This is a genomic window from Virgibacillus sediminis (assembly GCF_042643265.1).
Taxonomy (GTDB): domain Bacteria; phylum Bacillota; class Bacilli; order Bacillales; family Amphibacillaceae; genus Virgibacillus_O; species Virgibacillus_O sediminis.
In genome coordinates this window covers 93,670-115,375 of the sequence record NZ_JBHRRZ010000015.1, presented here as the reverse complement: position 1 = coordinate 115,375, position 21,706 = coordinate 93,670, and the positions used below count along the sequence as shown (strand labels likewise).

The 21,706-nt window shown below is 44.0% G+C and carries 23 protein-coding genes, 1 pseudogene and 1 other annotated feature; of the genes and pseudogenes, 22 read left to right on the top strand and 2 right to left on the bottom strand.

The window, feature by feature from the left end:
* The first annotated feature begins 50 nt into the window (after nucleotides 1-50).
* Nucleotides 51-118 (top strand) — a sequence feature (ribosomal protein L21 leader region).
* A 13-nt stretch (nucleotides 119-131) separates the two neighbouring features.
* The 16 genes and pseudogenes from rplU (at nucleotide 132) to yajC (ending at nucleotide 12,074) form a co-directional block, all read left to right on the top strand.
* Nucleotides 132-440 carry a 50S ribosomal protein L21 gene (rplU, locus tag ACFODW_RS09005; protein WP_390305508.1) on the top strand — a complete coding sequence of 103 codons (309 nt, stop codon included), beginning with the start codon at nucleotides 132-134 and terminating at the stop codon, nucleotides 438-440.
* Nucleotides 441-452: 12 nt separating this feature from the next.
* Nucleotides 453-782, top strand: coding sequence for a ribosomal-processing cysteine protease Prp (locus ACFODW_RS09000; RefSeq protein ID WP_390305506.1), 330 nt, complete (start codon nucleotides 453-455; stop codon nucleotides 780-782).
* A 13-nt stretch (nucleotides 783-795) separates the two neighbouring features.
* Nucleotides 796-1,086 carry a 50S ribosomal protein L27 gene (rpmA, locus tag ACFODW_RS08995; RefSeq protein ID WP_390305503.1) on the top strand — a complete coding sequence of 97 codons (291 nt, stop codon included), beginning with the start codon at nucleotides 796-798 and terminating at the stop codon, nucleotides 1,084-1,086.
* Between the two features lie 191 nt (nucleotides 1,087-1,277).
* On the top strand, nucleotides 1,278-1,805 hold the full coding sequence (locus ACFODW_RS08990; protein ID WP_390305501.1) for a Spo0B domain-containing protein: 528 nt from the start codon (nucleotides 1,278-1,280) through the stop codon (nucleotides 1,803-1,805).
* Between the two features lie 11 nt (nucleotides 1,806-1,816).
* Nucleotides 1,817-3,097, top strand: coding sequence for a GTPase ObgE (gene obgE / locus ACFODW_RS08985; RefSeq protein WP_390305499.1), 1,281 nt, complete (start codon nucleotides 1,817-1,819; stop codon nucleotides 3,095-3,097).
* A 47-nt stretch (nucleotides 3,098-3,144) separates the two neighbouring features.
* Nucleotides 3,145-3,999, top strand: a complete 855-nt coding sequence (gene pheA, locus ACFODW_RS08980; protein ID WP_390305497.1) for a prephenate dehydratase — start codon at nucleotides 3,145-3,147, stop codon at nucleotides 3,997-3,999.
* A gap of 126 nt (nucleotides 4,000-4,125) precedes the next feature.
* A pseudogene (gene safA / locus ACFODW_RS18335) lies at nucleotides 4,126-4,270 on the top strand (SafA/ExsA family spore coat assembly protein); the annotation flags it as partial.
* A gap of 1,111 nt (nucleotides 4,271-5,381) precedes the next feature.
* Nucleotides 5,382-6,122 carry an NAD(+) synthase gene (nadE, locus tag ACFODW_RS08970; RefSeq protein ID WP_390305493.1) on the top strand — a complete coding sequence of 247 codons (741 nt, stop codon included), beginning with the start codon at nucleotides 5,382-5,384 and terminating at the stop codon, nucleotides 6,120-6,122.
* Nucleotides 6,123-6,223: 101 nt separating this feature from the next.
* Nucleotides 6,224-6,784, top strand: coding sequence for a YhcN/YlaJ family sporulation lipoprotein (locus tag ACFODW_RS08965; RefSeq protein ID WP_390305491.1), 561 nt, complete (start codon nucleotides 6,224-6,226; stop codon nucleotides 6,782-6,784).
* A gap of 64 nt (nucleotides 6,785-6,848) precedes the next feature.
* Nucleotides 6,849-7,580 (top strand): YebC/PmpR family DNA-binding transcriptional regulator, encoded by a 732-nt coding sequence (locus ACFODW_RS08960; RefSeq protein ID WP_390305489.1) that lies wholly within the window; start codon nucleotides 6,849-6,851, stop codon nucleotides 7,578-7,580.
* Nucleotides 7,581-7,756: 176 nt separating this feature from the next.
* Entirely contained in the window at nucleotides 7,757-8,365 is a 609-nt protein-coding gene (gene ruvA, locus ACFODW_RS08955) for a Holliday junction branch migration protein RuvA (protein WP_390305487.1), read from the top strand.
* 13 nt (nucleotides 8,366-8,378) lie between these two features.
* Nucleotides 8,379-9,383, top strand: a complete 1,005-nt coding sequence (gene ruvB, locus ACFODW_RS08950) for a Holliday junction branch migration DNA helicase RuvB (protein WP_390305485.1) — start codon at nucleotides 8,379-8,381, stop codon at nucleotides 9,381-9,383.
* Nucleotides 9,380-9,577 (top strand): DUF2905 domain-containing protein, encoded by a 198-nt coding sequence (locus ACFODW_RS08945; RefSeq protein WP_390305483.1) that lies wholly within the window; start codon nucleotides 9,380-9,382, stop codon nucleotides 9,575-9,577. Before ruvB ends, ACFODW_RS08945 begins: the two co-directional genes overlap by 4 nt.
* Nucleotides 9,578-9,598: 21 nt before the next feature.
* A complete protein-coding gene (queA, locus tag ACFODW_RS08940) occupies nucleotides 9,599-10,627 on the top strand; it encodes a tRNA preQ1(34) S-adenosylmethionine ribosyltransferase-isomerase QueA (RefSeq protein ID WP_390305481.1) in 1,029 nt (342 codons plus the stop codon).
* A gap of 16 nt (nucleotides 10,628-10,643) precedes the next feature.
* Nucleotides 10,644-11,783, top strand: a complete 1,140-nt coding sequence (gene tgt, locus ACFODW_RS08935; protein WP_390305479.1) for a tRNA guanosine(34) transglycosylase Tgt — start codon at nucleotides 10,644-10,646, stop codon at nucleotides 11,781-11,783.
* Between the two features lie 33 nt (nucleotides 11,784-11,816).
* Nucleotides 11,817-12,074 (top strand): preprotein translocase subunit YajC, encoded by a 258-nt coding sequence (gene yajC, locus ACFODW_RS08930; protein WP_390305477.1) that lies wholly within the window; start codon nucleotides 11,817-11,819, stop codon nucleotides 12,072-12,074.
* Nucleotides 12,075-12,171: 97 nt separating this feature from the next.
* On the opposite strand, the gene ACFODW_RS08925 is transcribed toward yajC, so the two are convergent.
* Nucleotides 12,172-12,549, bottom strand: a complete 378-nt coding sequence (locus ACFODW_RS08925; protein ID WP_390305475.1) for a TIGR04086 family membrane protein — start codon at nucleotides 12,547-12,549, stop codon at nucleotides 12,172-12,174.
* Between the two features lie 130 nt (nucleotides 12,550-12,679).
* Here ACFODW_RS08925 and ACFODW_RS08920 point away from each other — a divergent pair, with 130 nt between their 5' ends.
* Nucleotides 12,680-13,975: an ArsB/NhaD family transporter gene (locus ACFODW_RS08920; RefSeq protein WP_390305473.1), complete on the top strand. Its 1,296-nt coding sequence runs from the start codon at nucleotides 12,680-12,682 to the stop codon at nucleotides 13,973-13,975.
* A gap of 117 nt (nucleotides 13,976-14,092) precedes the next feature.
* On the opposite strand, the gene spoVB is transcribed toward ACFODW_RS08920, so the two are convergent.
* The gene (spoVB, locus tag ACFODW_RS08915; RefSeq protein ID WP_390305988.1) at nucleotides 14,093-15,643 is read right to left on the bottom strand and encodes a stage V sporulation protein B; all 1,551 of its coding nucleotides are present in this window, start codon (nucleotides 15,641-15,643) and stop codon (nucleotides 14,093-14,095) included.
* Nucleotides 15,644-15,761: 118 nt separating this feature from the next.
* Here spoVB and ACFODW_RS08910 point away from each other — a divergent pair, with 118 nt between their 5' ends.
* The 5 genes from ACFODW_RS08910 (at nucleotide 15,762) to ACFODW_RS08890 (ending at nucleotide 21,698) form a co-directional block, all read left to right on the top strand.
* Nucleotides 15,762-16,061, top strand: a complete 300-nt coding sequence (locus tag ACFODW_RS08910) for a post-transcriptional regulator (RefSeq protein WP_390305470.1) — start codon at nucleotides 15,762-15,764, stop codon at nucleotides 16,059-16,061.
* Nucleotides 16,062-16,111: 50 nt separating this feature from the next.
* Entirely contained in the window at nucleotides 16,112-18,367 is a 2,256-nt protein-coding gene (gene secDF / locus ACFODW_RS08905; RefSeq protein ID WP_390305468.1) for a protein translocase subunit SecDF, read from the top strand.
* A 113-nt stretch (nucleotides 18,368-18,480) separates the two neighbouring features.
* A complete protein-coding gene (locus ACFODW_RS08900) occupies nucleotides 18,481-18,819 on the top strand; it encodes a LapA family protein (protein ID WP_390305466.1) in 339 nt (112 codons plus the stop codon).
* 61 nt (nucleotides 18,820-18,880) lie between these two features.
* Nucleotides 18,881-21,196 carry a single-stranded-DNA-specific exonuclease RecJ gene (gene recJ, locus ACFODW_RS08895; protein ID WP_390305464.1) on the top strand — a complete coding sequence of 772 codons (2,316 nt, stop codon included), beginning with the start codon at nucleotides 18,881-18,883 and terminating at the stop codon, nucleotides 21,194-21,196.
* The gene (locus ACFODW_RS08890) at nucleotides 21,186-21,698 is read left to right on the top strand and encodes an adenine phosphoribosyltransferase (RefSeq protein WP_390305462.1); all 513 of its coding nucleotides are present in this window, start codon (nucleotides 21,186-21,188) and stop codon (nucleotides 21,696-21,698) included. The genes recJ and ACFODW_RS08890 overlap by 11 nt, the downstream gene beginning before the upstream one ends.
* The last annotated feature ends 8 nt before the right edge of the window (nucleotides 21,699-21,706 follow it).

The following is a 21,706-nucleotide window of genomic DNA, read 5'->3' as shown; positions in this document are numbered from 1 at the left end:
GACAAAGGGCTGGAATACATGGTAATATCAATACGTTATTCATCGTAGCACCAGTGCTACAACCGCTCAGAACAGGTTTAAACTTTCGGGTGCCTGTATGGCGAGTCTGAGTTATCTAAGGAGGTGCAGGTATGTACGCAATTATTGAAACAGGCGGAAAACAAGTTAAAGTAGAAGAAGGCCAAGAAATCTTTGTGGAAAAAGTTGCAGCAGAAGCAGATGAAGCTGTAACCTTTGATAAAGTTCTTTTTGTAGGCGGAGATGATGTTAAGGTTGGTGCCCCATACGTGGATGGCGCTACTGTAACTGCTAAAGTTGCTAAACATGGCCGTCAAAAGAAGGTCACTGTTTTCAAATACAAGCCAAAGAAAAACTATCACCGCAAACAGGGTCATCGTCAGCCTTATACGAAACTAGTAATTGATAAAATCAATCTGTAAGGATTTTAATTTATGATCCAAGTAACTGTATTCCGGTCAAATAACCAAATCGAATCATTTGAGTTATCGGGACATGCTGATTCCGGCCCGTATGGCTATGACTTGGTGTGTGCTGGGGTTTCTGCTGTTTCTATTGGAGCAGTAAATGCAGTGATGGAATTATGTGAAACAGATCTCGAAATTGAACAGGGCGGTGAAGGGGGATACCTCCATGTGGAGATTCCCCGCTCCCTTAAAGGAGAAAAAAGGGAAAAAGCCATGCTTTTATTCGAAGGTATGCTGGTCTCATTAAAATCCATTGAGGCTGAATATGGCCAATTTATCAGATTAGAAAATAAATAAGGAGGTGGAACTTATGCTACGTCTTGATTTGCAGTTTTTCTCTCAGAAAAAAGGTGCAGGTAGTACCAAAAACGGCCGTGATTCCGAAGCTAAACGTCTTGGATCCAAGCGTGCAGATGGACAGTTTGTAACTGGCGGATCCATTCTATACCGTCAGCGCGGAACCAAAGTTTATCCTGGTGAAAACGTAGGCCGCGGCGGAGATGATACTCTTTTTGCCAAAATGGACGGCGTTGTAAAATTTGAACGCTATGGCCGTGACCGTAAAAAGGTAAGTGTCTACCCGGTTGCACAAGAAGCATAATCGTTGATAAAAGCTCCAGCCATTTTGGCTGGAGCTTTTATTATATAAGTGCTTATAGAAGATGGCTATCTTGAGGTTATACATGATACATATGTACGAAAACTTCCTTAAACCGAGACCTGTTAAGAAGGTATGAAATCTTTCAACTTTTCTGTTATACTTTTTCTTAGATAATTGGGGGGAAATGTAAAATGGAGGAGAAAGAAGTCATAAACGTCCTACAGCATTATCGTCATGACTTAATGAATAATCTTCAGGTCGTACAGGGATATCTAACAATGGGGAGACAGGACAAAGTGGAGAAAAAGGTAGGGGAAATGCTTCGTCAATATGGGGAAGAAAGCAAACTGATGGGGTTGAAGGCCCCAGGCTTCACACTTTGGGTTCTCCGCTTTAACCACATTTACAATAATCTCAGGTTAAAATATCGGGTAAAGACAGAAAATAAAAATCTGGCCAGTATTGATAGGGAAGTTACTGAACTATGCAGGAAAACGGTTGAATGGCTAGAAGAAGCTTGTGATGAAACCCAGATGTATGACATAATACTGGAAGTGACCGAAAGCGAGCAATCCCCTGAACTCAAGGTGAAAATCCTGCTTGCCGGGGGGAATTCTGTTCAACTGGACGAACGGGGAAAACATCAAGATAAAAGACTGAGCATCAGTAAAACAGCGAATGGAATTCAATGTGAATTGTTTGTTCCATTTAATATATGAGGTGAACAATTATGTTTGTAGATCAGGTCAGTGTGTATGTGAAAGCTGGGGACGGAGGTAACGGCCTTGTAGCGTACAGAAGAGAAAAGTATGTCCCGAAAGGCGGTCCCGCCGGCGGGGACGGAGGTAACGGTGCAGATATCATTTTTAAAGTGGATGAAGGTTTGAATACGTTGATGGACTTTCGTTATAACCGCCACTTTAAAGGAAAGCGCGGGGAAAATGGAATGAGCAAAAACCAGCATGGAAAGAATTCTGCCCCCCTCGTGATTCCTGTTCCTCCAGGTACCACAGTTATTGACGAGGATACAGAAGAGGTTATAGCAGATTTGACAACCCATGAACAGAAAGCGGTTATCGCTAAGGGGGGCAGAGGAGGAAGAGGCAATTCCCGCTTTGCCAGCCCAAAGAATCCTGCACCCGAATATGCGGAGAACGGAGAACCCGGACAGGAACGCAATATCAAGGTGGAATTGAAGCTATTGGCAGATGTTGGGCTAGTCGGCTTTCCAAGTGTCGGCAAATCTACATTCTTGTCGGTTGTCAGCGCAGCAAAGCCAAAAATCGCTGATTATCATTTCACCACTCTTTCCCCAAATTTAGGGGTGGTCGATACGGGCGATCAGCGCAGCTTTGTCATGGCTGACCTGCCGGGCCTTATTGAAGGTGCCCATGAAGGCGTAGGTCTCGGCCATCAGTTCCTGCGTCATGTGGAACGGACGAGGGTCATTGTACACGTCATAGACATGGCGAGTACGGAGGGGCGCGACCCTTATGATGATTACCGTAAAATCAATGAAGAATTAAAAGAGTATGATGAGAAGCTGATGAATCGGCCGCAGATTATTGCTGCGAACAAAATGGACATGCCAGGGGCGGAAGAAAATCTCCAATCATTCCAAGAAAAGCTGGAAGAAGATTTTCCTGTGTATCGAATCTCCGCAATCACTAAAGAGGGGCTTCGTGACATTCTTTACGCTATTGCAGATACATTGGAACGAATTCCTAAGACAGACCCAGAAGTAGAAGACAGTGAGGAAACGGTGATCTACCGATATCAGAAAGAAGAAACCCCATTCCAGATAACGCGTGACCCGGACGGTGCGTTTGTTTTATCCGGAAATAAAATTGAAAAGCTGTTTAAGATGACAGACTTTAACAGGGATGAGGCTGTCCAGCGCTTCTCACGCCAAATGAGGGGAATGGGTGTGGATGAAGCGCTTAGGGAACGCGGTGCCAAAGACGGAGATACGATAAGATTGATGGATTTTGAATTTGAATTTATTGAGTAGATAAAATCCAATGAAACTGAAAGCTGCAGTAAGGGAGAGGCTGAACTTTGACAAAGACGATAGGATATTTAGGACCTAAGGGCACATTTACAAAAATGGCAGTAGATTCGATATTTAATGGGGAGGATAAGCGGGACTTTGATACAATTCCCGCCTGTATGGATGCAGTAGAATCAGGTGAAATAGATATCGCTGTGGTGCCTCTTGAAAATGCTATTGAGGGAACCGTGCAATTAACAGTGGACTATCTGGTCCATCAAGTGAGATTGCCGGTGGTTGCTGAAGTAGTTGTTCCTATACAGCAACATCTCCTCGTACGTGAAGATTTTGACGGTGGGCTGATGGATATTAGGGAGGTTCACTCCCATACACAGGCTATTGCGCAGTGCCATCAATTTATCCATAAGGAGCTCGCCAACGCAGAGGTGCAATTTGCCTCCTCTACCGCTAAGGCCGCAGAGATCATCAGCACCAGTGATTCGCCGATAGCTGCTATTGCAAACAGGATGGCGGCGAAAGAATATGGGCTGCAGATCATGTCAGAAAACATCCATGATTATCCTAATAATCACACCAGATTCGTAGTGCTGACCAAGAATGAAGATGGTATTTCCATCAAGCATCCAGTAAAGACGGATAGGACTACTCTACTAATTACCTTGCCGAGTGACCAAGCCGGCGCACTTCACCAGGTGTTATCAGCTTTTGCGTGGAGAAAAATGAATCTATCTAAGATTGAATCCCGACCCATGAAGACCGGGCTGGGGAATTACTTTTTCATTATCGATGTAGATCAGCCATATGATGATGTCTTGTTCCCAGGGGTAGAAGCGGAACTGCAAGCATTAGGATGTAAAGTAACCGTGTTAGGTACATATCCGGTTTACCAGGTAGAAATGTAAAAAAATCGTTCCTCCTTGAATAAAGGATGGAGCGATTTTTATATGGATAATCAACTTTTCTCTTTTTCTGCATATGTTGGTATAGAGTAATTAGCCCAGTTTCAGAAATGAGAGGAGTTTTTTGTCTTGAAAATACACATTGTACAAAAAGGGGATACATTATGGGAAATTGCCCAACAATATGGGGTAGACTTTGAACAGTTAAAGGATATGAACTCCCAGCTTTCTAGCCCAGATATGATTATGCCGGGAATGAAAATTAAAATACCAGGCACTTCCAAAGCAGTGAAAAAGGACAATCAGCAACTGAAAGAAACCCAAAAAAAGGAAGTTGAGAAACCAAAGGCTCCTAAGCCTCCAAAGCCACAGCTGCAGCCGGCAAAACAGAAACAGGAGAAGCAGCCTGAGCAGGCTGAAAAGAGCGAGCCGCAGAAACTACCAAAGCACCCATATAAAGACATTTCGGTTAAGCCCTTTCCTGTCCTTAAGGAAGACGACGTGGAAAAGCCGAAAAAAGTAACGCCACAGATGCCCGTTCAGCCTCTGCCTAAGAAAGAGGAGAAGCCTATGGTTGAATTTGACATCAATAAATACACATCCGTAGAGTTTCCTGAAATGCCAAAAGTCCCGGAAACAAAGGTTGAAAAGCAACAAAAAGAATTTAAAATGCCAGAACATAAGGTTAAGGGGGCAATGGATTATCCGGCATCTCCTATTCAGCAGCCGATGCCTATGTGCTGCTATATAGTTCATCCCTGCCATCCACCGATGCCGTTTTCTGTGATGGGCAGCCTACCGGAGGGTTTTAATCCCGAACAGCCGCACCATGCTCATTTTCTGCCACAATATCCAATGGGTCCGGTGAGTATGGGAAATCCACAGTTCCCAATGGAGCCAATGAATATGAAGTTTCCTCATCAATTGCAGGGATCAATGGGGAATGCTTCCCAAAAGAAGGGCTGCGGTTGTCATGGGCCATCTTCACTTCCGCCAACACACTCCTTCCCATATAGAAGCGAATTGCCTGAAAGCCAGTTGTGGCCCGCACCCGATTCCATGCCGGCTCCCGGGGTGTATCCTGGCGTACCGATGCCAAAGGAGCCCCCACATCCGTTCCCTGTTCCTCCAGCACATCCGGAATATCAGCAGAATAACCAAGAAGAGCGCCATAAGAAGGATGCAGAGAAAAAGGAAGAATAGCTTTCTGAGACGATTAATTTTCGTCTCTTTTTTTTTGTCTGAACCGTAATGTTTCAATAAGGTAGGTTAAGGATATAGTTTTAAATAAGCAGGGAAGTGTAAGTCGGATTTATGAAATAGAATGAATTTGTTGTAGAATTAACTCAAGAGATGTAGATTAAAGCAGAAGAGGAGATGTTATCATGGAAAAACAAGTTAATGAGATTGTGGATTGGCTGCGCCAGCAAGCAAAAGATGCAGGGTTAAAAGGCATGGTGGTAGGAGTGAGCGGAGGGCTTGATTCAGCCGTAGTAGCACACTTGATTAAACGAGCATTTCCGGAGAATTCTCTGGGTGTGAAAATGCCCATACAAACAAGCAGTTCCAATTTGGATGATGCGGACCAAGTAATCGAGAGCTGTGGAATAGATTCAATCACTGTGGATTTGACAGAGACACATGAAGTAATGTACACCCAAATCAGAGACAGGATTAAGGAGAAAAAAGAGTTCAGTGAGGAGAATGACCAACTTGCTGGAGCAAATTTGCGTGCAAGATTGCGTATGAGCACCCTTTATACCATTGCAGCAAACTACAATTATCTTGTGGTCGGAACGGATAATGCTGCAGAATGGTATACCGGATATTTCACAAAATATGGAGATGGCGGTGTAGATCTTCTTCCGCTGGTAGAATTCACCAAAGGAGAAGTAAGAGAAATGGCTGCATTCCTCGGCGTGCCTGATCATATTGTCAATAAGGTGCCAAGTGCAGACCTTTGGGAAGATCAGACAGATGAGGCAGAGATGGGCACTACGTACGCGACAATAGACGCATATTTAAAAGGGGAAAAGGTATCAGAAAAAGATAAGGAGATCATTGAAAGTCTTCATCGTAAATCTGCGCATAAACGCGACGATCTTCCTCAATTCCACCGCGGCTGATCGACGAGCGAAGGGGAAATAGGGATGTATTGGAAACTCCATTTTTCTCTTATAATATAACCTTCCTTATCCAAACTAAAGGTTAAGGGAGGTTTTTTATTATGAAAAAAATAATTTTATATACAATTGTATCATATATGGGATTCTTGGCAGGCTGTACTGGAGGAGACGATGTAAACGAGAATCAGAATGCAGAAGGGCTGAACAATCAACCAATCCATTATGATACACAGGGAGAAGACAGGCAGGCGAGTGAGGAAGAGCAGGAATCAATTGGAGAAGAAGGACCGAAAGGGTATCCGCAGAAATATCAGGATCGCGCTAATTCTTCTGAGTATGAACATGGATATTCCGATCCCTATACAAATGAAGATACGGAAGAAATTGCAGAAAACTTGGAAGAACTGGATGATGTTGTCCAAGCCCAGGTGGAAGAAACTAATGACAGATTAATTATCGGGCTGCAGTTAAAAGAACATACAGATCCGGACAGACCGGATGATATTGAAGAACAGGTTAAAGCATTAGTACCTCCAACTGACAAGGAGATCTTCGTCTTTACGGACAAGATATATTGGGACCGTATGAAGAATCTGGACAGTCGTGGAAGAAGTGGGGAAGATATTAATGATTTATTCGAAGATTTTCCGCCACAAGACTAAACCTTTAATTCCGCTTTAATTTTTGGTATAGTAAAAAAGGAAATTCAGAGAGAGGAGAATGTCCATGGCTGGTCATTCTAAGTGGAAGAATATACAAAGAAGAAAGAATGCTCAGGATGCAAAAAAAGGAAAAGTATTCATGAGGCATGCAAAGGATATTTATATTGCGGCTAAACAGGGCGGGGGAGATCCTGACACCAATCCGGCACTAAGGACTGCCATTGAGAAGGCCAAAGCAGATAATATGCCTAATGATAATATCGATCGGAACATTAAAAAAGCCACAGGGACCCTGGATGGGGCAAGTTATGAGGAGATCACGTATGAGGGGTATGGGCCTGGCGGAGTCGCTGTAATTGTTAATGTACTCACAGATAACAAGAATAGAACAGCGGCTGAAGTAAGGCATGCTTTCAAGAAAAACAATGGAAATCTTGGTGAAAATGGCAGTGTTTCCTTCATGTTTGATCGTAAGGGATATATCGTCATCCTTAATGAAGAGGGGCAAGTTGATGAAGATGAACTTACCCTTGAAGCACTCGAAGCAGGAGCGGAAGATATTATAGCGGAAGAGGGCGCATTTGAGATATATACCGAACCGGAAAGCTTCCAGGAAGTCGTAGAACACCTTCAGAGCAGCGGGTATGAAATCGAGGACAGTGAAGTGACTCTTTTCCCTCAGACATACAGCCAGCCCAGCGAAAAAGATGCAGAAAACATGAACAAACTGATTGAACAGTTAGAAGAGAGTGAGGATGTCCAAGATATCCATCATAATCTTGAGGAGTCCAATTAAATTGAACGGACCAGATGGCTTCTATCTCCCTAGAGGGGATAGAAGTTTTTTACACTGCCTGAGATGAAATATTGGCGGCCCATCAGTCAACAACAGAATTCGCTAAGGGGCTGATTAAGTTTTCTTATACCCCTGTGTATGATAAAATGGTTGAAGATGGCAAAGGAGTAAGGATAATGATTGCATATATAAAGGGGAAGCTTACCCATATTCTGGATGAGTCGGTGATTGTCGATGTCCAAGGGGTTGGTTATGAACTAATCTGTGCCAACCCATTTGCATTTCAAGAGTCGCTGGAAGAAGAAGTACAAATAGATACATACCATCATGTCCGGGAAGATGCCCAGGTATTATACGGATTTAAAAATAGAGGAGAAAAATATCTATTCACCAAGCTCATTTCTGTGTCTGGTATAGGGCCAAAAGGTGCTTTGGGAATCTTGGCTACTGTCGATACTGCAGCGTTTGCTGCGGCGATTGAGAGGGAGGATGATAAATTCCTGACCGGCTTCCCGGGTGTCGGAAAGAAGACAGCCAGACAGATAATTCTCGATCTTAAAGGGAAGCTAATCGACTTGGCTGCCCAATCGGATGCTCAAGGCGAGGAATTTGAACATGTTAAGCCAGCGGACAATGATTCTCTAGTAGAAGCATGGGAAGCACTGAAGGCTCTTGGTTATTCAGAGAAGGAGTTAAGAAGCATCCGTCCGGACCTGCAGAAGGAGGATGCAGGTACTGATGAGCTGATAAGGAAGGCCCTTTCCTTACTGATGAAAAATGCATAAAGGGGGGAGAATAATGGAAGAACGCATGGTGACAGGTGAATTGCATGACAATGAAACAACCATTGAACTAAGTCTTCGGCCCGAAAGGCTTGGGCAATATATTGGACAGAGGAATGCCAAAGAAAACCTCCATATATTTATTCAGGCGGCTAAAATGAGGGAAGAACCTTTAGACCATGTGTTGCTGTATGGACCTCCAGGTTTGGGAAAGACTACGTTGGCAGGAATCATTGCAAATGAAATGGGAGTTCAGTTCCGGACCACCTCCGGCCCTGCAGTTGAAAGGGCCGGCGACCTTGCTGCCATTCTTTCCTCTCTGGAGCCCGGCGATGTGTTGTTTATTGATGAAATTCATCGACTCCCCAAAACGGTGGAAGAGGTATTATACCCGGCAATGGAGGACTTTTTCCTCGACATTGTAATAGGAACAGGGCCGAGCGCCCGTTCCGTCCGTATTGATCTTCCACCTTTCACCTTGGTTGGTGCTACGACAAGGGCTGGATTGCTTTCAGCACCGCTTAGGGACCGCTTCGGCGTATTAAGCAGGCTGGAGTTTTATGAAAAAGAAGATTTATGTTCTATCGTGGAACGGACAGCAGATATTTTTGAGACGAGAATATCCAAGGAGGCAGCGATGGAAGTGGCCCGCCGTTCTAGAGGCACCCCTCGGATTGCCAACAGAATGTTGAAAAGGATCCGTGATCTCTCCCAAGTAAAGGGAGAAAAGGAAATTACATTGGAAACAACCGGCCGCGCATTAGACATGCTGCAAGTGGATAAGGAGGGGCTCGATCATATCGACCATAAGCTCCTTAAAGGAATTATAGATGGTTTCCGCGGAGGGCCGGTCGGCCTTGATACAATAGCAGCAACGATTGGAGAAGAATCACAGACGATTGAGGACGTTTATGAGCCTTACCTGCTTCAGATAGGTTTCATCCAGCGTACCCCACGGGGGAGAGTGGCTACGGCCAAAGCATATCAGCATTTTGGGATGAAGGCAGAGGATAATCAATGAACGTAAGCAAGTTTTTCATTGTCATGGGGATCATATTTCTGCTGATCGGCATAATCTGGTCTGTTGTCGGAAAGCTACCAGGGGATATCAGCTTCAAACGCGGCAACTTTTCCTTCCACTTTCCAATTATGACCTCTATCGTGGTAAGCATCATACTTTCCTTGATATTTTTCATCATAGGAAGATTCCGCTAACACAGAACAAGGAGTAAAGCCATGAATATAGAAGATTTTGATTTTAATCTACCAGAAGAATTAATAGCTCAAACCCCACTGAAGGACCGTACTGCTTCCCGCCTGCTTGTACTTGACAGACATACGAGAAGGACGGAGCATAAACACTTTGCTGATATTAAACAATACCTCAGGGAAGGGGACTGTCTTGTATTGAACGATACCAAGGTGCTCCCAGCCCGGCTCTACGGCATCAAGGAAGATACGGGGGCGAAAGTGGAAATCCTCCTGCTTCATCAGCAGGAAGGGGATACATGGGAAGTCCTTGCCAAGCCGGCAAAGAAAATAAAATCTGGCACCCGCTTGATATTTGGCGATGGGGCTCTGAAAGCAGAATGTACCGGAACAAAGGAACATGGCGGCAGGATCCTTCAATTTTCCTATGAAGGAATTTTTTACGAAGTGCTTGATCAGCTTGGTGAAATGCCGCTTCCGCCTTATATCAAGGAACAACTTCCTGAAAAGGAAAGATACCAGACAGTGTATGCCAAAGAAGAAGGCTCGGCCGCAGCTCCGACTGCAGGCCTGCATTTTACTAATGAACTTCTACAAGAAATCAAAGAAATGGGAGTAGAAATCGCCTTTATCACTTTGCATGTAGGACTCGGCACCTTCCGACCAGTAAGTGTGGATGATATTCAGGAACATAAAATGCATGCGGAATTCTACCATATGTCACAGGAAACAGCAGATCAGCTCTCTAACGTACGGAAAAATAACGGGAGAATCATTTCCGTCGGCACCACCTCCACCAGGACGCTAGAGACAATTGTTCGGGATAGTGGAGGGGATTTCCGGGAGGCGAGCGGATGGACGGATATTTTTATCTATCCTCCATATGAGTTCCAGGCAATAGATGGCCTCATTACTAATTTCCACTTGCCTAAGTCCACACTGATCATGCTGGTAAGTGCGTTGACTGATAAAGAAACCATTCTAAAGGCATATAATGAAGCTGTAGAAGAAAGATATCGATTCTTCAGTTTTGGGGATGCCATGCTAATACTTTAATAAAAGGACGAAGGTTATGACAGCTATCACATATGAATTTATCAAAACATGCAAACAGACAGGTGCACGACTAGGGCGAGTTCATACTCCTCATGGATCATTTGACACTCCGACCTTTATGCCGGTGGGTACACTTGCTACAGTTAAAACGATGAGCCCCGAGGAACTGAAGGAAATGGATGCCCGTATTATCCTTTCCAACACATATCACCTATGGCTTCGACCGGGCCATGACATTATCCGGGAGGCCGGAGGGCTTCATAATTTTATGAACTGGGATGGGGCGATCCTCACCGATTCAGGAGGTTTTCAGGTATTCAGTCTTAGTGATATGCGTAAAATCAAGGAAGAGGGTGTCCATTTTCGCAATCACTTGAGTGGTGAGAGAATGTTCCTCTCTCCAGAAAAAGCTATGGAAATTCAGAATGCCCTCGGTTCGGATATTATGATGGCTTTTGATGAATGCCCTCCTTATCCGGCCACCTTTGAATATATGAAGTCGTCAGTCGAGAGGACTTCACGCTGGGCGGAAAGATGTCTGGAAGCCCACCAGCGGCCGGAGGACCAGGGGCTGTTTGGAATCATTCAGGGTGGAGAGTTTGAAGAACTTAGAAAACAGAGTGCAAGAGATCTCGTATCCATGGACTTTCCGGGGTATGCGATCGGAGGGCTATCTGTTGGCGAACCAAAGGACGTAATGAATAGGACGCTGGAGTTCACCACGCCGTGGATGCCGGAGGATAAGCCACGGTATCTAATGGGTGTTGGGTCGCCGGATTCATTGATTGACGGCTCCATCCGTGGAATTGATATGTTTGACTGTGTTCTACCGACCAGAATTGCTCGGAACGGTACGTGTATGACTTCCAATGGCCGACTCGTGGTAAGGAATGCGGCTTATGCACGCGATTTTCGCCCGATTGATGAAAATTGTGACTGTCATGTTTGTAAAAATTACTCGAGAGCATATATACGTCATTTGGTTAAATGCAACGAAACTTTCGGTTTTAGACTAACTACTTATCATAACCTGCATTTTCTGGTAAAATTGATGGAGCAAGTCAGAGCTGCTATTAGTGAAGATCGACTTGGTGACTTCAAGGAAGAATTCTTTGAACAATATGGTTTTAATAAACCGGATGCAAAGAACTTTTAAGCGAGGATAATAGAAGGAAGGAGGGGAAAGAATATGGAAATGTTAATTTCCCTATCACCGATTATTCTGATGTTTGTCATTTTTTATTTCCTGCTGATCCGCCCACAACAGAAAAGGCAGAAGCAGGTAAGACAGATGCAGAATGATCTGCAAAAGGGTGATACCGTCATCACTATTGGAGGATTTCACGGGACGATTCATGCATTGGATGAGAACAGCGTCGTTCTTACAACAGAAAATGGAACAAAGATGACGTATGACCGTTCAGCCATTCGTGAAGTTAAAAAATAAAAGCCTTTTTTAATGTAAGTAATGTGTATGGAATACATACAAGCAATGTAAGAAGGACAATACCCTTGTATTGTCCTTCTTTGTGTTTCAAGTGGGTCTATTCATTTTCCGGTTTGGCGATATTGACACCCAATATACCTCCAATAAGGGCGGCAAGTACATAACCTCCATGATGAAGTGCCTGCTCCAGAGTGAATCCTTGGCTATATCCCAGATATTGGAGAAGAAAAGTGAAGAGGGTAAAGCCTGCTCCTGTGATCCCTCCTATGATCCATCCCTTCTCCTTCCCTTTAACTCCAGCTGCTAGGCCTCCCAGAAAAAGTGAAATAAGGCCAATAACCAAGGTTACCCATGTAAGAGACGGTTCATTGAAAGTTGTAAATCTCAATAACAAAGCAATCAGTACACTTGCAACAAGGATAAGTCCGAAAATAACAGTCCAACCGTACAGCAAAGCGGTAAATTGTTTGCCCACGAGAATCTCCCCCTTTGTCCACCTATTCTGATTGTATTCACGAAATTAAAAAAATAGACGAAAAATAAAGTTTGTCCTTTCTGCATATATATTATTGGTATGTATTTTCGACCATGGAAGGGATGAGAGGATGGACATTGTTTTTGCAGCGGTAATCTTCCTTGTCAGTTATTTTTTTATTATGACGGATAAGGTGAACCGTGCAGTGGTGGCACTTGCTGGGGGAGTGCTTCTGCTCCTGACAGGCATATATACAGCTGAAGAAATGTTTATCAGCCATATTGATTGGAATACAGTGGCACTGTTATTTTCGATGATGGTCCTAATATCCATTACGGATAAAACAGGTTTGTTCAGTTATATTGCCATCCGGCTTGCACAGCATGTCAGAGGTTCACCCATTCCCCTCTTAATCGGAGCAAGCATCCTCACTGCAATCGGCTCTGCATTGCTTGACAACGTAACAACCGTATTAATATTTGTGCCGATTATACTTAGAGTTACAAGAATGCTGAAGCTTCCGGCTTTTCCATATTTGGTTGCCATTATATTCAGTTCCAATATTGGTGGATCAGCAACGCTGATAGGTGACCCGCCGAATATAATGATTGGACAGGCGGTAGAACATTTGACATTCCTGTCATTTATCCAACACCTTGCCCCATTGGCGTTTCTATTATTTCTTGTCATGCTTGTGTTTCTCAGGCTGCTCTTCCAAGATCTACTGAAGAAAGGGCAAGGAGATGTTAGTGAATTGATGAAGATAAATGCTGAGGCATATCTGATCAAATCGCCGATGTTGTATCAATCGGTTGCGGTCCTGCTCATGACTCTTAGCGGCTTCCTTCTCCACAGCTTCCTCCATATTGAACTGACTGTTGTGGCTATAAGCGGTGCGGTGCTATTGCTTCTGCTGACGGAGAAGGAAATTGATGCAGAACAAGTGTTTGAGAAAGTGGAGTGGGTCACCTTGTTTTTCTTTATTGGTCTATTTATGCTGGTGGGCGGCCTGGAAGAGGTGGGCTTGATTGATCGGATGGCAGAAACAATTGTTGCTTCCACGGAAGGGAACTACACCCGGACGGCGTTATTGATATTGTGGGTATCCGGGCTTTTGTCGGGAATTGTGGATAATATTCCATTCGTAGCGGCAATGATACCTGTTATACATGAATTTCAGCATTTTGGGATGACTAATCTCGACCCAATTTGGTGGGCACTTGCCCTGGGGGCGTGTCTAGGAGGGAATGCAACTTTAATTGGAGCATCTGCAAATGTGGTAGTGGCCGGTATGGCCGAAGGAGCCCGGCAGAAAATACCCTTCCTTCGTTTCATGCTTTATGGTGTTCCATTTGTCATCCTATCCTTAATAATTACCACGGCTTATATCTATCTCCGCTATTTACTGCCTTTGGCAGGGAATTAAAAAATGCCGCTATCCTCAGGATAGGCGGCATTTTTTAATGAGTAAGAAAGTGAAAAAACCTTAAGCTTCCTTTCATCTCCATAAGCAAATTGTAACCGCGGAAACACTGGAAGGTATTTAGATCCATTTTTGGAAAAGAGGGATCTGTTTCAATTCCTCTCTAGTAATGAAGCGCAGAAGGATAAGAAAAACGATATAGCATCCAGACAGGGCCACCAATAAAAGAATGAATAATGGAATACTTGGTATATCATGTGTATACATGGACTTAAGCAGGCTTCCGGTGCTCCATGTCAGTAAAATCAATGTCACCATCTTTGAGATATCCAGCAAAGGGATGGAGAATTGTACTGCTTTACGAAGCGTGGCCAGATGCAGGAAAGTTACAAGGATTACACCCACCGACATGGCAATGGCCACTCCCTTGATGCCGAATTCGGGATTGGAAGCAAGTAAAAATAACGTGATGAATTTAAATATAGCGCCGATCAGACTATTCCACATTGCAGGCTGAGCTAAATCCATTGCCTGCAGGGCGGCGTGCAAGGGAGCCTGGATATAAAGCAGCAGATAAAAAGGCGCCATCAATAAGAGCAGATACCCGGCATTTCCAGTGCCATACATATACGTCAGGATGGTTTCACTGAATAAGGTAAGAACAATGGTAGCAATCGCTCCGGAAGCAAAGGAAATCCGTATGGATTGGTGGATGCGATAATGAATAAGCCTGGTTTGATTTTTGGCTGCGGCTTCTGATATAGATGGTACGAGAGCGATAGATAAGGAATGGGTGATGAAAGTCGGCAGAAAGAGAAGCGGAAGTACATATCCGGTCAGTTCTCCATACTGCTTCGTTACCATGGTGCTTGATATTCCTGCTATTGCCATACTTTGGGCTACAATGATAGGCTCCAGAAAATTGGAGAAAGAGCCGATCATCCGGCTGCCTGTGCTAGGAAGGGAAATGGAAAATAACTCTCTGACAGTATCCCCGCTTGCTCTTACATAGGAGAGAAAGTTTGTCCGCAGCTTGATCAGTTTTTTTCTTTTGAAAGTATGCAGCATATACATGAGCGAAACGAATTCACCTAGGATAACACTGAACATAGCTCCAGCCGCAGCGAATTCCACGCCATAAGGAAGAAGCAGATTCACAAAGAATGCAACACATAAAATCCTTACGATCTGTTCAATAACCTGTGCATAGCTCTGAGGCTTCATGTTCTGCTTTCCCTGGAAGTATCCTCTGAGGACAGAAGAAATAGCTACTATAGGGACAATAGGGCTGATCGCAAGCAGGGGGTACATCGTCCTTTGGTCTGTGAGCAGGTGTGATGCAACAAATGGTGCAGCCAGAATCAGGCCGACCGTAAAGAAGATACTGGAGATGGACGTGATCAATAGGGAAACAAGCAGGATTTTTTTTACTTTGACCGAATCGTTTACAGCCTCAGCTTCAGCCACCCTTTTCGAAATAGCTACAGGTAGGCCGAACTGCGTCAGGGTAATAACAAGAAACAGGGTTGGAAGTGCCATCATGTAAAGCCCTACTCCTTCTTCACCCATTAGCCGCGCTACAACGATACGGTTTATAAAGCCTAGGAATCTAGTGATCATCCCCGCAGCAATCAAGATTAGCGCACCTTGCAAAAATGTTTGTTTGGTCATTGCCTGAAGACCTGCCTTCTCAAATAATGGAATTTCAGATACAATGATATATATGCTCAAGAGTAGGCCAAGCATGACAAGAAGCAAATGAATATCCACCTGGGAGGAGGTAGGTCGTTTGGAAGTCATTCAAAAGGCAAGTGAATGGAAAGAAATGGTTGACCCAGCGCTTGAAAGCAAAGCCGGTGAATTTCACTTGATGGGATATGAAAAGGCGACAGGAGAAGATATTTGGAAATGCCTTGTGCAGAAAGTATGGAAGAGAGATCCCGACATGAGGTTATATGAGGTGGTGTCGGATATTTTTCATCTAAGTACGAATATATATTTAAGTTATTTGACTGTAAATGCATATAAAGATGATGATTTGATGGCATCTATTGCTGCGTTGACCGGTGAAGATGCACGTGAGAATTAGATGAATACATAGCTTGTTTGTCCGAACAATCAGAGGGAGGAAATAGTCAGATGAAAAGCAGAGGCAGAATTGTTGCCTTTTTTCTGATTGTCCTTGTATTTGCGGGAACAATCGGAACGACGGTTTCAGGAATCACCAAAGATATTAACTTAGGACTTGATCTTCAGGGAGGATTCGAGGTTCTATACGAAATAGAGCCGATGGAGGAAGATCAGGAGATTACGAGAAGTTTGATGGAAGGGACAGTGTCCACCCTCAATGACCGGGTCAACCGTCTTGGCATCAGTGAAGCGGTAATCAATATTGAAGGGGAAGACCGGATACGAGTACAACTAGCCGGTGTCGAGAATCAATCAGAGGCAAGGGATATGCTGTCAACTTCTGCACAGCTTTCCTTTCGAGACGTCCATGACAATAAACTGCTTGATGGCTCGGATATTCGAGAAGGGAGTGCCAGCCAGGACTTCGACCCCCAAACCAATGCACCTATGGTAACATTACAGCTGAATGATGCCTCCAAGTTTGCGGAAGTAACGGAACAGATCAGCCAGATGCCTTTTCCGGACAACCGCCTTGTAATATGGATGGATTATCAGGAAGGGGACTCCTATAAAGAGGAAGTAACAAAAGAAGATCCAAAATATGTTTCTGCTCCGACAGTCGATGAGGTAATAAATTCCTCCAATGTGCAGATCAATGGAGACTTTACAGTGGAGTCCGCCCAGCAGATGGCAGATATCATTAATTCAGGTTCACTGCCTGTAAAAATGAATGAAATATATTCTACCTCTGTCGGCGCCCAGTTTGGGGAACAGGCTTTGAATAAGACTGTTTTCGCAGCCTTTGTCGGCATAGGGCTGATTTTCCTGTTTATCATTAGTGTCTACCGTTTCCCAGGGCTCATGGCTGCAATTAATTTGAGCATCTATATTTATCTAGTTCTGCTTGTCTTCAATCTGCTGAATGGTGTGCTTACCCTGCCGGGGATTGCAGCACTTATTCTCGGAGTTGGTATGGCCGTGGATGCAAATGTTATTACATTTGAGCGTATTAAAGAAGAATTAAGGGCTGGTAAGTCAGTGATGGCATCCTTTAAGGCGGGAGCTAAAAACTCCTTGTCGACCATTGTAGACGCCAATATCACGACATTACTGGCAGCCGCCATCCTGTTTATTTTCGGGACAAGCTCGGTAAAAGGGTTTGCAACCATGTTGATTATCAGTATTGTACTGAGTTTCCTTACATCCGTATTTGGAACGAGGCTTTTGCTCGGGCTGTGGGTGAAATCCCGTTTCCTGAAGAACAAACAGAGTTGGTTCGGGGTTAAGGATAAAGATATAAAGGATATTGCAGATGACCAAGAGGAAGAGCCTCTATTTATGGGGCGTGAGTGGAATGTAGTAGACCATAGAAAAAAATTCTTCCTGGTATCAATCTTTATGATTATCTTGGGAACCGTGTCCTTCCTCTTGTTCCAATTGAATCCCGGTATTGATTTTACCAGTGGATCACGTGTAGAAGTAGTGGCAGAGGATAGTCTTACTACTGAGGAAGTAGAAGAAGGCCTGGAAGAGCTTGGCATGGAAGCCCAAGCCATTGTCTTGTCAGGTGAGAACAACGAAATTGCTGTTGCCCGGTTCGATACGGTCCTAAGCGAGGACGAAGTTGCGGAAGTTCAGCAATACTTTGAAGGTGAATACGGCATCCAGCCAAGTGTCAGTGTCGTGTCGCCAATCGTGGGGCAAGAGCTGGTGAAGAATGCTATATATGCGGTAGCGATTGCTTCCGTAGGCATGATTATCTATGTAGCGATAAGGTTTGAACTGATTTTCGCCATTACAGCTATACTTACCCTGCTGCATAATGTTTTCTTCATGCTGGCAGTATTCAGCTTTACGCGACTGGAATTCGATGTTACCATCGTGGCAGCTATTCTGACGATTGTCGGTTATTCTATCAATGATACAATTGTTATCTTTGACCGGATCAGGGAAAATCTGCGTAATGAGAAAAAGGTTAAATCTTTCAAAAAGCTTTCAGCTATTGTCAACAAGAGTCTGGTACAGTCGTTCACCCGGAGTATAAATACAACCGTCACCACCATGATTGCAATACTTGCCTTCTTGTTCTTAGGTGCCCAGCCAATAACAGGTTTTGCTATTGCATTGGCGGTTGGATTGTTTGCCGGCTCCTATTCTTCCCTCTTTATAGCAGCCCAATTGTGGCTTGTCTGGAGGGGAAGGAATATTAAAGACAAACCAGTCGACTTTACGAAGAAGAAGCGGGTGGAAGGCCCTCAAGTGTAATTTAATTATGGAAAACCTCTGCTCTAAAGGGAGCAGAGGTTTTTTGGTGTTTTTTTATAATAGAAAAGGGTAGTTTAGGTAATAAGGAAAATATAAGAATGGGAGGTTTCCAATTGAAAGGACAGACATATGTAATTTTGGCAATTATTCTATTGTTCTTCGTGGCTCTATTCGCGGTAGTAAATGTGGAGCCGGTCGAAGTGAATTATATTTTCTGGAGCGGAGAATCTCCCCTTGTACTGATTATTCTTTTCTCGGTGCTTATGGGGGGAATAATAACTGCAGCCGTAGGAGCAAGAAAAATTCTTCAACTCCAAAGGGAAGTGAAAAATCTTCGGCGCCAGAATAACCAGGTTCAAGAGGGGGAGACCCAAGTTAAACCTGACCAAACGCAAGAGCCTGGTGATGTTGAAGAGCGCGATGAATCCACCAAATCAAAAAATACGTTCTAATTAAATCTTGATTGTTCCCCTGGCTTACTATGTGTATAATAGATAAGTCAGGGGTGAACTTATGTTACAAAGCAAGGCTAATTGGAAAATAAAAGAACTTCAGGGCGATATGGATTTGTGGATGGATGATACATTGGACATATCACCCGTTGTCAGGGAATTGCTGCTTCAAAGAGGGATCACCACAGCGGAAGAAGCTGCAATTTTTTTGTCGCCCGATGTAAAGAATTTACATAACCCATCAGACCTTGATTCCATTACAGAGGCATGTGCCCGGGTCTACCGTGCGGTGGAAAATCAGGAAAGAATCCTGGTATACGGTGACTATGATGCGGATGGAGTAAGTTCCACCGCGGTAATGCTAAAGGCATTGAGAGAAATAGGGGCTGACTGTGATTTCTATATACCAAACCGCTTTACAGAAGGTTATGGGCCGAATGAAAATGCATTTAAAGAAGCATACAAAGAAGGATTCCAACTAATTATAACAGTCGATAATGGTATTGCAGGCGTTCATGAAGCTGAAATAATGAAACAACTGGGAGTAGATCTAATCGTTACCGATCATCATGAAGTGCAGGCTGAGCTTCCAGATGCATATGCCATCCTGCACCCTAAGTGTTCTCCCTCCTATCCATTCCAGGAATTGGCAGGAGTTGGAGTCGCCTTTAAATTTGCTGAACAGCTGCTTGGTTATTTCCCCGAAAACCTGCTCGAGTTTGTGGCGCTTGGCACCATAGCGGACCTGGTGCCGCTTGTCAATGAGAATAGGATTCTCGTTTACCATGGTCTGCGTCAATTATCCGTTACGTCGAACCCGGGACTCAGGGCATTGAAACATGTCTGCAAAATAGAAGGCAATGTTACCGAGGAAGATGTGGGATTTTTGATTGCACCACGGGTTAATGCAGTAGGCAGGCTGCAGAATGCAGATCTTGCGGTACAGCTTTTGATGACAGAAGACGATCTAGAAGCTGCCAAGATAGCAGAAGAAATTGACCAGATAAACCAGGAAAGGCAAAAAATAGTGAATAAGATTGCTAAAGAAGCAGAAAAGATGGCAGATCGAAATAGCGGCGTCCTTGTTGTAGCAAAAGAAGGATGGAATGAGGGAGTTCTTGGTATTGTGGCTTCGAAGCTTGTCCGAAAGTTTGACCGTCCTGCTATTGTCCTTGCTGTCAAACCAGAAACTGGCGAAGTCAAGGGGTCGGCAAGGAGTATTCCAGCTTTTGATTTGTTTAAAAATTGCATGGAAATCAGGGGATATTTCACCCACTTCGGTGGTCATGCCCAGGCTGCCGGGATGACACTACCAACAGAGAATCTGCCAATTATTCGAAAGGAGCTGGACAGGCTGATTGCCGAACAGCTTACTGAAGACGACTTTAAACAGGAAATTGAGATCAGCCGGGAACTGACATTACCCGAGATCAGTGAAGAATTGGTAACTGAAGTATCAAGGCTGGCCCCATTTGGAATGAAAAACCCCAAACCTGTCTTCCAAATAAAAGAAGTACCAGCAGATGCAAGGCAGATTGGGGGCGGAAAAGACCATCTTAAGCTCCAATTTAAAAGGGAAAAATATCTATTGGAAACCATAGGGTTTGGCATGGGAAACCTATTTCCTCACATATCACCGGGCACACCAGTAACCGTTGCAGGGGAACTTGGCATCAACGAGTGGAACGGAAACAGGAAGGTCCAACTAGTTATGAGGGATATGAAGATTGAGGAAAGGCAATTATTTGATTATCGTGGGAAACGAAGGAAGGAAATGCTTCCATTCATGGAGGACAGAAAGAATCTGGCTGTTGGAACGAGTGGAAGCCTTCTGCCCCCAGAAGTTGAAGAAATTACTTACCAAGCGAACATGGATGAACTTCCGGATGCAGACGTCCTGTATATCTTCCAGCTCCCGGAAAATTTGGAACAACTGAAAGAAATTGTCCGTACGGTAAAGCCGGATGATATTTATGCTTGCTATCACATAGAAGACAGCATGTATCTCTCATCCTTTCCTACACGCGAAGATTTTAAATGGTTTTATGGTCTCATCCTCAAAAAGAAGATCATTCATCTGGAGGATGACATCCCTGCCATAACTCGAGTAAAAAGCTGGACCAAAGAACGTATACTGTTTATGTCAAAAGTGTTTTTTGAGCTGGGGTTTGTTAAAATGGAAAAAGGACTGATTGAAGCGGTGCCTAACCCCGAAAAGAAAGATCTAAAGGAATCTTCTGCCTATCAGAACAGGCTGGAACGCAGCAATATAGAGAAGATCCTATATTACTCAAATCTTGAGGACTTGAAAAGATGGTTTGAACATTGTATGGATGACGTGGGAAGACCTAAGGAGGAACAGACTTATGGATTATAAAAAATATGTGAAGATTGTGGAAGACTGGCCAAAAGAAGGAATCAAATTTAAGGATATAACTCCATTGATGGCCGACGGAGAGGCATTTAAATCGGCTGTTGATGAGATTGTAGAATATTCCCGGGAAAAAGATATTGATATTGTAGTAGGGCCGGAAGCACGCGGGTTTATCATTGGATGCCCTGTATCATATTCGCTGGGAGTTGGTTTCGCACCTGTCCGGAAGGAAGGTAAATTGCCACGGGAAGTCATAAAAACGGATTACGGGCTGGAATATGGAAACAACGTACTTACTATTCATAAGGATGCAATTAAGCCTGGGCAGCGTGTGCTTATTACTGATGACTTGCTTGCAACAGGCGGTACCATTGAGGCGACCATCAAGCTGGTTGAGGAACTTGGTGGCGTTGTTGCCGGTTGCGCATTCATCATTGAATTGAGCTACTTGAATGGTATGGAGAAACTTGAAGGATACGATGTATTAAAACTAATGAGCTATTAAAAATAAAA